The 13094-nt window shown below is 67.9% G+C and carries 11 protein-coding genes and 1 pseudogene; 4 read left to right on the top strand and 8 right to left on the bottom strand.

What is annotated here, in order from left to right:
- Positions 1-2 precede the first annotated feature (2 nt).
- Positions 3-1118, top strand: a complete 1116-nt coding sequence (locus SROT_RS06825) for an ABC transporter substrate-binding protein (protein WP_245535393.1) — start codon at positions 3-5, stop codon at positions 1116-1118.
- Positions 1119-1206: 88 nt separating this feature from the next.
- Here SROT_RS06825 and SROT_RS06820 read toward each other — a convergent pair whose 3' ends face one another.
- The 3 genes from SROT_RS06820 to yczE are packed head-to-tail and all read right to left on the bottom strand — an operon-like array spanning position 1207 to position 3854.
- Positions 1207-1881, bottom strand: a complete 675-nt coding sequence (locus SROT_RS06820; RefSeq protein WP_013138280.1) for a hypothetical protein — start codon at positions 1879-1881, stop codon at positions 1207-1209.
- Positions 1882-1899: 18 nt separating this feature from the next.
- A complete protein-coding gene (locus SROT_RS06815) occupies positions 1900-3069 on the bottom strand; it encodes a THUMP-like domain-containing protein (RefSeq protein WP_013138279.1) in 1170 nt (389 codons plus the stop codon).
- Positions 3070-3110: 41 nt separating this feature from the next.
- On the bottom strand, positions 3111-3854 hold the full coding sequence (gene yczE, locus SROT_RS06810) for a membrane protein YczE (RefSeq protein WP_013138278.1): 744 nt from the start codon (positions 3852-3854) through the stop codon (positions 3111-3113).
- Positions 3855-3916: 62 nt separating this feature from the next.
- On the opposite strand from yczE, the gene yczR reads away from it, so the two are divergent.
- Complete coding sequence (gene yczR / locus SROT_RS06805; protein ID WP_483475653.1) at positions 3917-5434, top strand: MocR-like transcription factor YczR; 1518 nt, start codon at positions 3917-3919, stop codon at positions 5432-5434.
- 8 nt (positions 5435-5442) lie between these two features.
- On the opposite strand, the gene SROT_RS06800 is transcribed toward yczR, so the two are convergent.
- Both SROT_RS06800 and SROT_RS06795 read right to left on the bottom strand, forming a co-directional pair.
- Positions 5443-6570: an AAA family ATPase gene (locus SROT_RS06800; protein WP_041407036.1), complete on the bottom strand. Its 1128-nt coding sequence runs from the start codon at positions 6568-6570 to the stop codon at positions 5443-5445.
- A gap of 23 nt (positions 6571-6593) precedes the next feature.
- A complete protein-coding gene (locus SROT_RS06795) occupies positions 6594-6869 on the bottom strand; it encodes a hypothetical protein (RefSeq protein ID WP_041407035.1) in 276 nt (91 codons plus the stop codon).
- 77 nt (positions 6870-6946) lie between these two features.
- Between SROT_RS06795 and SROT_RS06790 the strand changes: the two genes are divergently transcribed.
- Entirely contained in the window at positions 6947-7750 is an 804-nt protein-coding gene (locus tag SROT_RS06790) for an exodeoxyribonuclease III (protein WP_013138275.1), read from the top strand.
- 3 nt (positions 7751-7753) lie between these two features.
- On the opposite strand, the gene SROT_RS06785 is transcribed toward SROT_RS06790, so the two are convergent.
- Genes SROT_RS06785 through SROT_RS06775 form a run of 3 tightly spaced genes read right to left on the bottom strand, consistent with a single transcriptional unit; the run spans position 7754 to position 10278 of the window.
- Positions 7754-8446 carry an enoyl-CoA hydratase/isomerase family protein gene (locus SROT_RS06785; protein ID WP_013138274.1) on the bottom strand — a complete coding sequence of 231 codons (693 nt, stop codon included), beginning with the start codon at positions 8444-8446 and terminating at the stop codon, positions 7754-7756.
- Positions 8447-8470: 24 nt separating this feature from the next.
- The gene (locus SROT_RS06780; RefSeq protein WP_013138273.1) at positions 8471-9100 is read right to left on the bottom strand and encodes an Eco29kI family restriction endonuclease; all 630 of its coding nucleotides are present in this window, start codon (positions 9098-9100) and stop codon (positions 8471-8473) included.
- Positions 9097-10278: a DNA cytosine methyltransferase gene (locus SROT_RS06775; RefSeq protein ID WP_013138272.1), complete on the bottom strand. Its 1182-nt coding sequence runs from the start codon at positions 10276-10278 to the stop codon at positions 9097-9099. Before SROT_RS06775 ends, SROT_RS06780 begins: the two co-directional genes overlap by 4 nt.
- Between SROT_RS06775 and SROT_RS06770 the strand changes: the two are divergent.
- Positions 10277-12991, top strand: a pseudogene (locus SROT_RS06770) (MMPL family transporter); the annotation flags it as partial. The gene SROT_RS06775 and the pseudogene SROT_RS06770 overlap by 2 nt on opposite strands.
- Positions 12992-13094: the final 103 nt, after the last annotated feature.

The raw sequence follows: 13094 nt of genomic DNA, 5'->3' as shown, positions 1-13094 counted from the left end.
TGATGCGTCGCCCTTGCCCCATGTTCGTGCCGCTGCTCGCCACAGCTCTGCTTCTCGCCGGGTGCGGCGAGGGAGCGAGACCTGTCCCCGGAGCGACGGTGTCCAAAGAACGCACCGAGATCGGGGGGATCAATCTGATCGGCGTTGCGCATATCGAGCAGGGAGACTGCGCGCCGCCGGTGTTCGCGGTCCCCACGCCTGAGGGATTGGCCGACCCGGACGAAGAGCCGCCCGCTCCCGCGCCCCCTGCGGCGCCCGAACCCTCGGCTCCGCCAGAGCCGCAACCAGCAGCGGCTCCAGCCGCTGCCCAGGCGCGCCGGATCCTCGTCGTCGGCGACTCGCTGCTGGACGGGCTGTGCGCGCTCGGCTTGGGCGAGCGCATTGTGGGCCGGGTCGCCGAGCGGGCCGGGCAAGCCCCCCCGAACTATCTCGGCCCGTTCATCACAACAATCCCGCAGACAGGCGCAGTCGGTTCCGTGGCGATGGGCCAGGTTCGAGATCTGCGCCCCGACCTCGTCCTGGTTTCTTCCGACCTGATCGGGGAATTGGGCGCGGACCTTGGCCCGATAGCGCCGGTGCTGCCGGTCGGGCCGCGCCGAGGCCCGCTGTCCCCCTCAGTGTGGCAACAGCAGTTCCAGGCGCTGGCAGCAGTGTTCGGGCGCGAGCAGCAGGCGCAGGCGATCCTGCGCGATTATCAAGCGTTCGTCGACGAACAACGCCAGGACGGGACGCTCGACCCGGCGCACACCAGGGCCTCGCTCGTGCGGTTCGACGACAGGAAGATCGCCATCGAAGGGCCAGAGAGCTTCGCCGGCTCGGTGCTCGCCGACCTCGGCGTGGACCGCCCGCCGGCACAATCCTCGGGCGCGGCCCAGGCCATCGGGAAAGACCAGCTCGGCGAGGCCGACGGAGATCTGGTCTATGTCAGCTTCGGTGAGCCCGAGTCGTTCGGCGAGGGCGTCGTGTCCTCGCCGCAGTGGCGACGACTCGCCTCCGTGCGCGAGAAACAAGTGTTCGCGGTCTGCGACCAATGGTGGTATCGGGGCGCGGGCCCCATCGCGGCGCGCAACGTCGTCATCGACGTGGTCGGCTCGCTCAACACCCCGCCCCCGCCGTAGGCCGACGGCCCTGGCGCAACAGCACACCTCTTGCGACCCGCAAACGCGAGTGTCTGGCGCCAACATCCGTCAGCACGGCATTCGCCGATCAGCGCAAACGAGCGGCTTCGGCGCAGAAATACTCGCGCGCCTCTTCTTCAGCCATGCCCGTTTCCCCAAGGTTCGCCTGCGCGTGGCATTGTTCGTTTTCGCGAGGCGCCGGAACTGTCGCGAGCTGCACGATTTTGCTTCCTTGGAACTTGGCGAACAGCAAGTCGCTTTGCGGGGCGCCCGCATGGATTTGCGAGACGAAGATTCCGTTCTTGGCCGTCGGCCGCACAGCGGCTGCGACTCGGCCGACATCGGCGTAGGCCTTGCCCCCGTCGCTGCGCCACACCTCCGCCATGGTTTCGCCGTCCTCTTCGAACGTCGAGATGAGCAGCTCGTCACGCCCGTCGCCGTCGAGGTCCTTGAGCGCAAAAAACGGCGGATTGAGCCCTTCTTGCCGGATGGCTTGCCGCTTCACCCCATCCCTGCCGAACACCTTTATTTCAATGTGGATGTGCCATTTCCCGTCGGGGTCGGATTTGGCCGAATGCCCGACCATGCTTGCCCAACGCGCCTCGAACCGCATCCCGCCAGCGGCCCGCAGCCCGCAGACCCCCGAATCCTGCGGATCACGCACTGACTCGCAATCCGACAAATGCTCCGCTGGAGCGCTCGGCGCGGAGCACGACACGGCTGCGAACGGCAACACAAAACCCACAAGCCGCAGAATGCCCATGGCTTTATTCTCGCACGCTCACCATGTCGGCCGGCAGACAAAAGCGACCGGACGCGATCCGATCCGCGCGATCACCACAGCGAGGCGCTCCGCGCCGCGCAGCCTCAGCTTCGGGCGAAGCGCGCCCGAGTCCACGTCCACACCTCGCACCAGGATCTCGACCGCGCCGACGTGCCGGGCGTGCAGCGCCGAACGCAACCTCTTCTCGCTGTACGGCAACTGCTCAAGAACCTGGAAGCCACGGGTCCCGCGTGGAAGGGCATCGCCGGTGAGATACGCGATCCGCTGGTCGAGCTGCCACAAGCCATGCCGATGGGCGTAGTGGCGGACCAGGCCGGCACGGACGACGGCGGGATCGGGGTCCACGATCCACTGTCCCGCGGGAGCCACCGCGCAATCGTCCGGCTCTGTGTCCACGAGCTCCTCGACGCAGCCTTGATGGCCGAGAACGCTCGCCCTGCGCCGGGCGGTGGCAAGGCTCGGGGACCACAACGCCGCCTCACGGACCACGCCCGCGAGGGAAACCACCTCGATCTCGCCCTGGAAACCAATGTCGCGCAGCTTTGCGAAATCAAGCCCGGGCGCGCATTTGACGACAAAATCCCTTCCTGCGCTCGACTCGAAGAGGGCGGGCAACGCTGGCTGGAAGGCTTCGGGGTCCAAGGTGCGCCCGGCGGCGGACCGCCGAGCCGGGTCGGCGACGAGGACGCAGCCCCGGCTCGCCGGGGCGAGCGCGTCCGCCATGGCGAAACCCACATGCTGTTCGTCCACCAGATTGCGCCTCGCCATGGCGAGGCGCACCGGGTCGACGTCGGAGCCGAGCACTGCGGCGCAGGTCTTGGCGAGCTCTGGCAGCTCCGCGCCCACGGAGCATGTGACGTCGTGCGCCGCACGGCCCGTCAGCCGCCTGGCCCGATGGCGCGCGACCAGCGTCGGCGTGGCTTGCTGCACAGCCTCGTCGGTGAAAAGCCATTGCTGCGCGCCAAGCAGCTTTTCGCTCGCTTTGCGCCGCAAAAGCACCGTCTCCACCAAGGCAGCCGCAGCAGAGCCGAACCGGGCGCGGACTCTGGCGATGTCCCCGACGAGGCTGGCCCCTGCGAGGCGGAGCTCGTCGACGCGCGCAAGCGCTTCCTGTCCCGATGCGGAGCCGAGGTATTCGACGTCGTCGAACGAGAACGAATACGGCATGCAGCGAGGGTAACCTCTCGATACAGTCCCGCCGGCACAGTTCAGTCGGCGGGCTGCGCTTTCGCGACGACCGGTCGCGCGTCCAAGGCGATGGACCAACCGCTGCGCGCCAACACGTCCTTCGGCGCGAACTTCAGGACGAGCTGCACCAGAGGGCCGATCCCGCAGGCGTACACCAGCGTGCCGAATCCGACTGTGCCGCCGAGGAGCCAGCCAAGGGCGCACACAGTTCCCTCGATGCTGGTGCGGACCAACCACACCGGGCGCCCGGTGCGCGCCACCAGTCCAGTCATGATTCCGTCACGAGGACCAGGTCCCATGTCCGCCCCGATGTAGAGAACCGTGGCCACCGCGTTGAGCGCGACCCCGCCGAACAGCATCGCCGCCCTCGATCCGAACGAGGACGGCGGCTCGATAGCGCCCAGCCCCGCGTCGACGACGACAGCGATGACGGCGACGTTGCACACCGTGCCAATGCCGGGTTTGATTTTCAGCGGCGCCCATGCCATCAGGGCCAAAAGGCCGACAACCGCCGAGATCAGGCCCATCGAAAGACCTGTCCGGATCGAGAGCGCCTGGTGCAGCACATCCCATGGGTCAAGGCCGAGGTTCGCGCGGACCATCAGGGACATGGAAAGGCCGTAGAGCGTGAGCCCCAACACCAGGGCGAGATCCCGGAAGGAAAAGTAGCCCTCGCCGGAAGGGGCGATCCGTGGCCGCGAGCAATCGCGGAGGTTCGGGGTGCGCTGCGCGGGCTGGCGCCGAATTCGGGCGTGATGTTCCATGGCATGGATCATGCTCGATATCTGGACTTTATTTCAATATCCAGTTTTGCTAATCTGGACTCGTGACGAGAACTCTTCCTCGACCAATTTCCGCAGCGACGACCGGAGCCCCTGTGGACGCCACAACGCTGGCCCGCCATCTCGGGAACTGGCGCACCGCCCCAGACGCCGGGCCGGTCTATCACGCTCTCGCGGACGCCATTCGTCTTTCGGTCCTCGACGGGCGCCTGCCGCTCGGCGCGCAGCTGCCGAGCGAACGCACCCTCGCCCAGGCGCTTCGGGTCAGCCGCACCACAGTGACCTCGGCCTACGGCGAGCTTCGCGAATCCGGCCACCTCGTCGGACGCCAAGGCGCCCGCAGCGCCACCGCGCTGCCCCAAGGGAACCGGGCCAACCCCGCCGACGGCCCCATCCCCGTCCCGCCGACGGGGATCGACCTGGCCAACGCCGCCCTGGCCGCGCCAGAAGGAGTGATCTTCGAGTCGTACCGCGAAGCCGTCGACTCCTTGTGCCCCTATCTCGCGAGCATCGGACTGGAGCATTTCGGCCTGCCGCAACTTCGCGAGGCCGTCGCGCAGCGCTACCGCGACCGAGGTTTGCCGACCAGCCCCGACCAGATCATGATCACCAACGGCGCACAGCACGGCCTGGCCCTCCTGCTCGCGACCTATGTCGCCCCGCTCGACCGCGTGCTGGTCGAGCACCCCACCTACATGGGCCTGCTCGAAGCAGTGCGCCGCCACGGGGCGAAGCCGGTCCCCGTGGGAGTCAGATCCGTGACGGACCACGAGGCGAGACTCGGGGTCGAGGCGGGCTGGGAAACCTCGGCCATCGACATCGCCATGCGCCAGACCGCGCCGAACCTCGCGGTGCTGACCATTGACAACCACAATCCGACCGGGCTCACCATGCCGATCGAAGACCGCACTGCCTTGGCCGAAGCGGTGCTGCGCACTCGGACTTTGACCGTGGTGGACGAGTCGCTTCTGGACATCTGGCACGAGCACGCTCCCCCGGCTCCGTTCGCGAGCCTGATGGCAGAGCGGCCCGAACTGGCAATCACCCTCGGGTCCATGTCCAAGTCTTTCTGGGGCGGTCTTCGCCTTGGTTGGATCCGGGCCGAAGCCGAAGTCATCCGGCGCGTGGCCGCCACCCGGCCCGCGATCGACCTCGGCACGCCCATTGTCGAGCAGCTCGCGGCCACGCATCTGCTGGCGAATGCGGACCACATCCTCCCGAACCGCCGCGAACTCGCCGTGACCAGGCGGGCGTTCCTCACCGCAGAGCTCGCGCGCGCCCTGCCGGACTGGGAGCCCACCACCGGCAAAGGCGGCCTGAGCCTTTGGGTGCAATTGCCCAAGCCGATGAGCTCGGCGCTCGCTGCCGCGGCGGCGAGGATCGGCCTGGCGGTGACCGCCGGGCCTCGGTTCGGCACCGGCGGGGCGTTCGAGCGGCATCTGCGCATCCCGCACACGCAGCCCGAACCGGTGCTCGCCCAGGGCGTCGAACTCTTAGAACGCGCTTGGCGGTCGGTGACCGGAGGATCGGTCGAGACCACGCCGCGCACGCTGGTGAGCTGAACGAGAACTCACCAATCCTCCGCAGGCGCCTCCCGCTGCAGAGAGTCGCCGAGGTACGGAATCGTGTAACGCACCAGGCCACGCCCCGCAGGCTCGATGACTTCGGCGGCGATCAGGCGGGAACGGTAGTTGTTGACCCAGCTCCTGGGCTTTCGCAGACGGTCGACGAGGTCCGCCATCCTGGAGGGTTTGCCCTGGTCCTGAGCCATGGCGCGCAAGACGGCGCGGTCCGCAGCGGAAAGATCGCGCAATGCTGGCTCATGCACGAGCCGACCGAGCTGGGCGAGCGCCTCGCGCGTTGCGGACGCCGCTGTTTTTGCCGTCACACGGCCGCCTCGCGCGGTTTCAAACAAGTGATAGCCGACGAGTTGGATGAGAAACGGGTAGCCCCTGGTCACATCCACAGCGTCGCGAGCTGTCTGCGCGTCGATCTCGACACCTGCGGCCACGAGCGGCTCCTGCACCGCTTTCGACGCTTCCTCTCTGCTCACCGGTCCGAGCAAATGCCGTTGCGCGCGCCGGAGGAAAGTCAGCACATCGTCGTTGAGCAAATCATGCACCGCCGAGGGGAGGCCCGCGGAGGCAAAAGCGACATCCTTGCCCTCGCGATTCGCGAGTTGGAGGACATGGAAGAGTTCCCGCAGCTCTTCCTTGACGCTCTTGTGGATCTCGTCAATGGTGATGAGCAGCCCTGTCTCATGCTCAGCGAGCCTGTCAGCCAGGTCGAACAGCCGAGTTTGCAGGTCGTCGCGGACCCGAGGGGGCTCGCTGGTCTGCCATGCGACCGCCCCTGCCCCGAGGGGGGCCGTGATCGAACTGATCCGCCGTTTCGCCGTTGCCGCTCCGAGCTCGGCCTCCAGTCTCGGCACATGCACCGTGACAATCCGGTCGGTCAATCCTTGCCGCGCCGTCTCGTTGACGACCAGCCAGCCCCGCTCTCTCGCCTGGACCACAGCCTCGTTGAGCATGACTGTCTTGCCCGAGCCGCGTGCCCCTGTGTAGAACACCGCCCGGCCCGGCGCGCCCGGCCCGTAGTCCAGGGAGCGGCCGAATATTTCCACCATCTCCCCCCTGCCTGCGACTTTCGGCGGGGTAGCTCCAAACGAAGGAGTGAAAGGATTCCGGGCATGCCGCATGGGCAAAGCTTACCCTTCCTTACCTATCTTACCCATTGATAGCTATTCCTACCCCGCCTGTCATGCTCAGGCGGCTGCGCGCCGCACGAGCTCGAAGAGCGGAATTTTGCGAGCTGTCCTCTGCTGATGCTGCGCGAAGATCGGGGCCTGCTCCGCAGGGCCAGCGGGACGCCCTCGAAGATTCCGCCGGCCTTGCCCCCGTTCGCCCGGAACTCATCGACGACTTCCTGGTGGAAGCCGTTGATCTGCTCGGCGGCGGGTTTGGCGGAACCGTGGAAGAACGACGCTGACGCAGCCATGCCAAGAACTTTACGCGCGGGCACTGACATTCTCGTGCAACAGCGAGCGCATCGCCGGGCCGACTAGGCTCGGAGGCATGCGCATCGCCACCTGGAACATCAATTCGATCCGTGCCCGAGCAGACCGGGCCGTCGCGTGGCTGGAACGCTCCCAAGTGGACGTGCTCGCCCTGCAAGAGACGAAGTGCGCGAACGCGCAGTTCCCCGAAGCGCCCTTCCGCGAGGCCGGGTACGCAGTGGCGCACACCGGCAACGGACAGTGGAACGGCGTGGCCATTGTCTCCCGGCTCGGGCTCGGCGACGTGCGCATCGGCTTCGACGGGCAACCCGGCTTCCACAAAGACCCCGAGGCCCCCGCGGAGCCCGAGCCGCGCGCCATCGCCGCCACCTGCGGCGGGGTGCGTATTTGGAGCCTGTACGTGCCCAACGGGCGCGATCTCGCCGACCGGCACTACCGATACAAGCTCGACTGGCTCGCCGCGCTCAAAGACCAAGCCGAGGGCTGGCTCGCGGCAGACCCGGAAGCGAAGATAGCGCTCGCCGGGGACTGGAACATCGCCCCGTTCGACGAGGACGTGTGGGACCCGTCGCTCTTTGAAGGCAAAACCCACACCTCGGCCCCGGAGCGCGCGGCGTTCTTCGCGTTCGAGCAGGCCGGGTTCACCGACGTGGCCCGCCCCCACACCCCCGGACCGGGGCTCTACACCTATTGGGACTACACACAGCTGCGCTTCCCGCGCCGCGAGGGCATGCGGATTGATTTCGTGCTCGGCTCCCCCGCGCTGGCGCGCGCGGTGCAAGGGGCGAGCGTGGACCGCGAGGAACGCAAAGGCAAAGGCGCGAGCGACCACGCCCCCGTGGTGGTGGATCTGGAAGACTAACCCTCAGAGGGTCGTCTCCATCGCAAGGGCGGCCAGGGCGGCCTCGTGCAAGCCGGACTTGATGACGCCGAGGTTCTTGCCCCGTGTTCCCGCGTGCTCGGCGGCGCGGGCGATTGCCGACGAGAGCACATCTTGCTCTGGCGCCGTCGCTTCGACAATCCCTGCGGCATGAGCGTCCGGGCCGCCATAGCGCCGCCCGGTGGCCATCGCCTCCAAAGCGGTCTGCGCCGGAAGCCTGCCGCGCAACAGCGCCCGCATCCCAGGGCTGAACGGAATGCCGAGCGAGACCTCGGGCAAGCAGTAATACCCGCGGTCCACCCGCATGATCCGATAATCCAGGGCAGTGGCGAGCATCGCGCCAGCGCCGAACGCGTGCCCGTTGATGGCGGCGACTGTCGGCAGCGGGAGCGCCAGCAGACGGGCATAGAGATTGTGCACGGCGCCGAGGTACGCGGTGGAGTCGCCGAGAAGTGTGGGAACGTCGAGTCCGTTGGTGAAGAATTTCCCCGTCGCGGTCACCACCAGCGCGCCGGAGCCCTCGGCGTCGCCCGTCGCCTCCACCTCGTCGAGAAGATCGTTCACCGAGCTCAGCCATTCGTTGGTGAACCGGTTCTCCGGATTCTGCGGGTCGAGTTCGGCCCCTTCGGCGCCGAGGTAGAGAATCGCGACATCGCCGTCGTGGCGCAAATATGGCATGGGCGATACCCTAGCAAGCGGATGTCAGAGTTCGAAGAGCGTCTGCTCCGGATCGTCCAAGTGCTGGACGATGTCCTCGTTGATCCGTGTCTCGCTCTCAAGGCGCGGCCGCAGCTTCGCCGCCCACTCCCTGCCCGGATGCAGCGTGTCCCAACGCGAGCGCGTCCCCTCTTTGCGACCGGAACCGGGGTCGTGGTTCCCGAACCCGTCCACGACGACGTTCCACAGCGGGCGATGGATGCGGATGCCGACCTGCTCGGCGAGCGGCACCCAGGTGGGGGCGAGGACGAGGAACCGGACCTGAAAATCGTCCGGGTCGAGATTGCCCGTCTTCTCGATGGAGGCGCGGTGGTGCGCGATGCGATGGAAGAGCTTCGGCCCGTCGAGCACAGCTGTCTGGTTCGGGTCCCCTTTACGGCGCGTCTCGGCTTCGGCCTTGCCGACGTACAGCGCCCAGGAGCCGGGGTGCGACCGGTTCTGCTGCGCGAGCTTGTCGTACGGCGCGAACCCGCCGGTGTAGTACAGGGCGTACACACCGGCGCCGTCGAACCGGGCCATCCCGACAAGGCTCTGGACGGGCTGCTCGTCCATGGCACGGGTGATCGACGCGCCCAGATTCTCGTAGCTCAGCGGGTCGAAGGCTTGCACTGTCACGACACCGCGCGAAGCCGAGGGGAAGCCGCCGCCCTGTCCGAGTCCTGCTGCAAATGCCGGGCCACGCTCGACATGACGACCTTCGCCAAAAGCACCGGAACCGCGTTGCCGATCTGTCGCATGGCCTCGCCCCAGGAGCCGCGCAAGGCGTACTCGTCCGGGAAGGTCTGGATCCGGGCGGCCTCTCGAACCGAGTAGTACCGAATGGACCCGTCCGGCCTGCGCAGCATGTTCTCGCCGCCCGGAACGCCGTGGCCGCCTGCCTTGAGCGCCTTGCTCGGCTCGTCCACGGGCGATCCCGTGTGGCCGGGATAACTGCGCGCGCCCGGCTGGAATCTATGGTCCAACCAGCCGGACGTGCCGCCGGGCATGGGTTCGGGCATCCCGTCGAGCGCGTCGCGCACAGTCCGCCACGGCAAGAGGTCCGGATCGCCTTGACCTGGTTGGCGGATCACGACGCGGTCTTTCGCGCGCACCCTGTGGCGTTCGAAATAGTCTCCTCGGACCTGCGCGAGGCGCAACGCTTCGCCCGAATGGGTCGGCGAGGGGAAGGCCCACCCGGCGCGCACGTCGGAACGGAAGCCGACGATGAACACCCGGTGGCGCCGCTGCGGCACGCCGTAGTCCGCCGCGTCCACGACACGGTCCACCAAGTTGTACACAAGCGCGGAGCCGACCCCAGCGGTGTGCTCTTTCTCCAGCCGCGCGGCGTGCTCGCGCCAGGTCTCCCCTTCCCGCGAACCGATCTGCGGGTGGGCCAGTCGGAGTTTCACGTACGAGTAGTAGTCGTGGAAGCTTTGCCGGGTCAGGCCCCGGACGTTCTCCACGACGAAAGCCCTCGGGCGCAGCGCCGCGATCGCCTCGGCGAGCGTCGGGAACATGTCGCGCGCGTCGTCGGCCGCGCGCGCTTTGCCGCCGAGCGAGAACGGCTGGCACGGCGGGCCGCCCGCGACCAGGTCGACCTGGCCGCTGGACAGGGACCAGTCGACCGAGCGGACATCGCCGCGCAGCACCTTCAGGCCACGCACCAACGGATAGCCCGAAGCTGCGTTTTGCATGAGGGTGTCGCACGCCCACCGGTCCCGCTCGACAGCGAACTCGTGCCGGACGCCCGCGAGCGCGGAACCGAGGAGCAGTCCGCCGCCGCCGGCGAAGAGCTCCACACCGCAGATCGACATGCCCAGTACCGTAACGCACCAGACCGACAGAAACAGGAGCCACGAGCGCAGTCCGGCAAGTGGCGGGAAATCCTGTCCGCCATCCGTTGGCGTGATACATTCTGCGGTGATCCGCCTAACAAAAACTGGCATCGGCACGTTGTGCGCAGCAGCCGGGCGGATAAGCGCCCGCCGCGCAGGAAGGCATGCTCGCCACAGATCCCGAAGTCAGAAGAAAGAAACCATGGAAAAGCCACCGGGCCAGCGCAAGCGCGCGTCCGCGCCGCGCTGGTTCGACAGACTTGCGAGCCATGCCGCGCCGCTCGTCGTCATCGTCTGGCTGCTGGCGGCCATCGTGGCGAACACGCTGGAACCTCCGGCAAGGCGCCTGTCGAATCCGGACTCGTCGCCGATGCTGCCCCGCGACGACCCGGCGACCACTGCCGCGCTCCGCGCTGGGACCGTATTCGACGGCGCTGGTTCGAACACGACCAGCTCCGTGGTGTTCGAAAGCTCCCGACCGCTCACCGAGAACGACCACGCGTACTACACCGCAGTCGTCACGGCGTTGCGAAACGACCGCGCGCACGTCGCCTCGGTCCTCGGCATATGGTCGGACCCGCTTGTCGCGCCCGCCTCGGAAAGCAAAGACCACCGGGCGAGCTCCGCGATGATGTGGTTGACCGGCGAGGCAGGCAGTTCACAGGCCCGTGATTCTGCGGCCGCGGCCCGGGCCGCGGTGCAGAGCGTGCCTGCCCCGGCGGGCGTTCGGGCCGAGATCGTCGGCCCGGCGACGACCATGGGCGGGCCCCTGGACCTCACCGGTGCGCAGGCGGCAGTCCTCTGTGTTGTGATCCTGCTCGCGATAGCCGCCCTGGCCTGGCTGCTCTGCCGCGCGGCACTGCCGGTCGGCATGGTCTTGCTGACGGGCGCGCTGCCAAGCCTGGTCGCTGTTCCCCTCACAGGCCGCGCGCCTGTTGCCGCGTTGTCGGGTATGCCCGCGTTCTCCATTGCGGTCACGGTCGCCTTCGCCATGGGCGCGGGCGCCGAATTCGCTGTGATCTTTTTGCGCGAACAACGGCGCCAGCACGGCCGCGAGGATTCGCCAATCGCCGAGAAGAGCGCGCTGAAGCTCGTCGCGCCGAGAATCTGGGCAATCGGGGCTTCTGCGGCTGTGCTGTTGGGAGCGACCGCGCTGGCTCCCAATCCCACAGTGCGGGGCATCGCTGTGCCCGCAGCTGTCGGGACTGCGTTGGCGCTGCTCGCCGGTTTCACCCTGCTCCCCGCGCTGGCAGCGCTCGCCGATGCAAGGCTGGGCTCCCCCGGCGGCGCAGCGTCCAAGTCGGCAGCGGCGCGGCGGCCCACTGCGGCTCTGGTGTGCGCGATGTTCGCCGCGCTGGCAGCGGCGGCCCCCGTCGCCGTCGGACGCTACAACGACGAATCGCACCGTCAGCAGGCGGCGCCGGAGCATTTCCCGGCCTCGCAATTCCTGCCGACCGTTGTCATCGTCGAAACGGGACGAGACCTGCGCACGCCTTCCGGGCTCATCGCGATCGACAGGTTGACCCGGCGCCTCATGGACATGCCCGGCGTCCGAACGGTGCAGTCGGCGAGCTGGCCTGGCGCGAGACCCTGGTCAGAAGCCACCATCGCGCATCAGGCCGGAGACCTCGCCAACCAACTGCAAGACCAGGTCTCCGCGTTCGTCCCACAAATCGACGCCATCAAAACCTTGTCGGCGACGATCGACCACGTCTCCACTGCGGCCGACGAGCTCGAACGCTCCATGGCCACAGGCGCCAAAGGCCTGAGAACCATGCAAGAAGCCGTGGGCTCGATCAGCGGCGGAGCCAGAGACATCCAGGACTCGGCCACCGCCCTGGCCGCGAACCTGGACCCGGTGCGGCACTGGACGGACGGCGTGGCGAATTGCGCCGCTGACCCCCTGTGCGCAGCGCTGCGCAAAGTCATCGATCCGGTGGACAACCTAGTCGAGAGCATCGCCAGGCTCTCGGAAAGCGCCAACCAGGTGGCAGCGGGGTCGAAGACCGCCACGGAAGCCTTCGCGGGCGCACCGGCGGCGATCGCGCGCATGAAAACCGCCCTCGCAGCTTTCAAGGGCGTTGTGGCGGGCTTGCGCACATCGGTCGAGGACGTGCTGCCCCAGGTCGTCCAGCTGTCGGCGCGCCTGAGAACGATCAGCGCCGACTTCGACGACAGCGGCGAGGGCGTCTTCTACGTGTCGCAGAAGACCATCGACTCGCTGTCGTACGACTTCGCAAAACAGCTGCTGTTCTCACCCGACGGCCGGGCGACTCGGCTGTTCGTCTACGGCAGCTCAGGTTCGGTGGCGGACGGCTCGGCGCTGCGCGCCGCCGAGGTCGCCCAGGCTGTCGCCGCCAACACAAAATACGGCGGGCTCGCAGACGGCAAGGTCACAATCACTGGCGCAGCCGCGATGAGCCAATCCCTCTACCGCAATGCCCTGATGAGCGTGACTGCGCTTGCCGCCGCACTTGCCGCTGGCGCCCTCCTGGCGGCGGGGCTGACCCGGCGCCCGCTCGTCAGCGCGCTCAGCGCCGCGCTCGCCGCGGCCAGCAGTGTCGCAGCGCTGGGACTCAATATCGCCTTCTGGCAGTGCCTGGTCGGCGACACCATCGACAGGACCGCTGCCCTCGCGGCCTGCGCGCTGGCGGCGCCGGTCGCGTTCGCGCACAACATCGCAGTGCTGACGGCAGTCCGACGGCCTGGGACAACAATGCTCGCCGCGGCCGGAATGGGATTGGGGGCCGGACTGCTGCTCGTGGCAACGGGCGCGCAAAAAGACGTGGGCCAGA

Source organism: Segniliparus rotundus DSM 44985 (assembly GCF_000092825.1).
In the GTDB taxonomy this organism is placed as follows: Bacteria; Actinomycetota; Actinomycetes; order Mycobacteriales; family Mycobacteriaceae; genus Segniliparus; species Segniliparus rotundus.
This window is presented reverse-complemented; position numbering and strand designations above follow the sequence as displayed.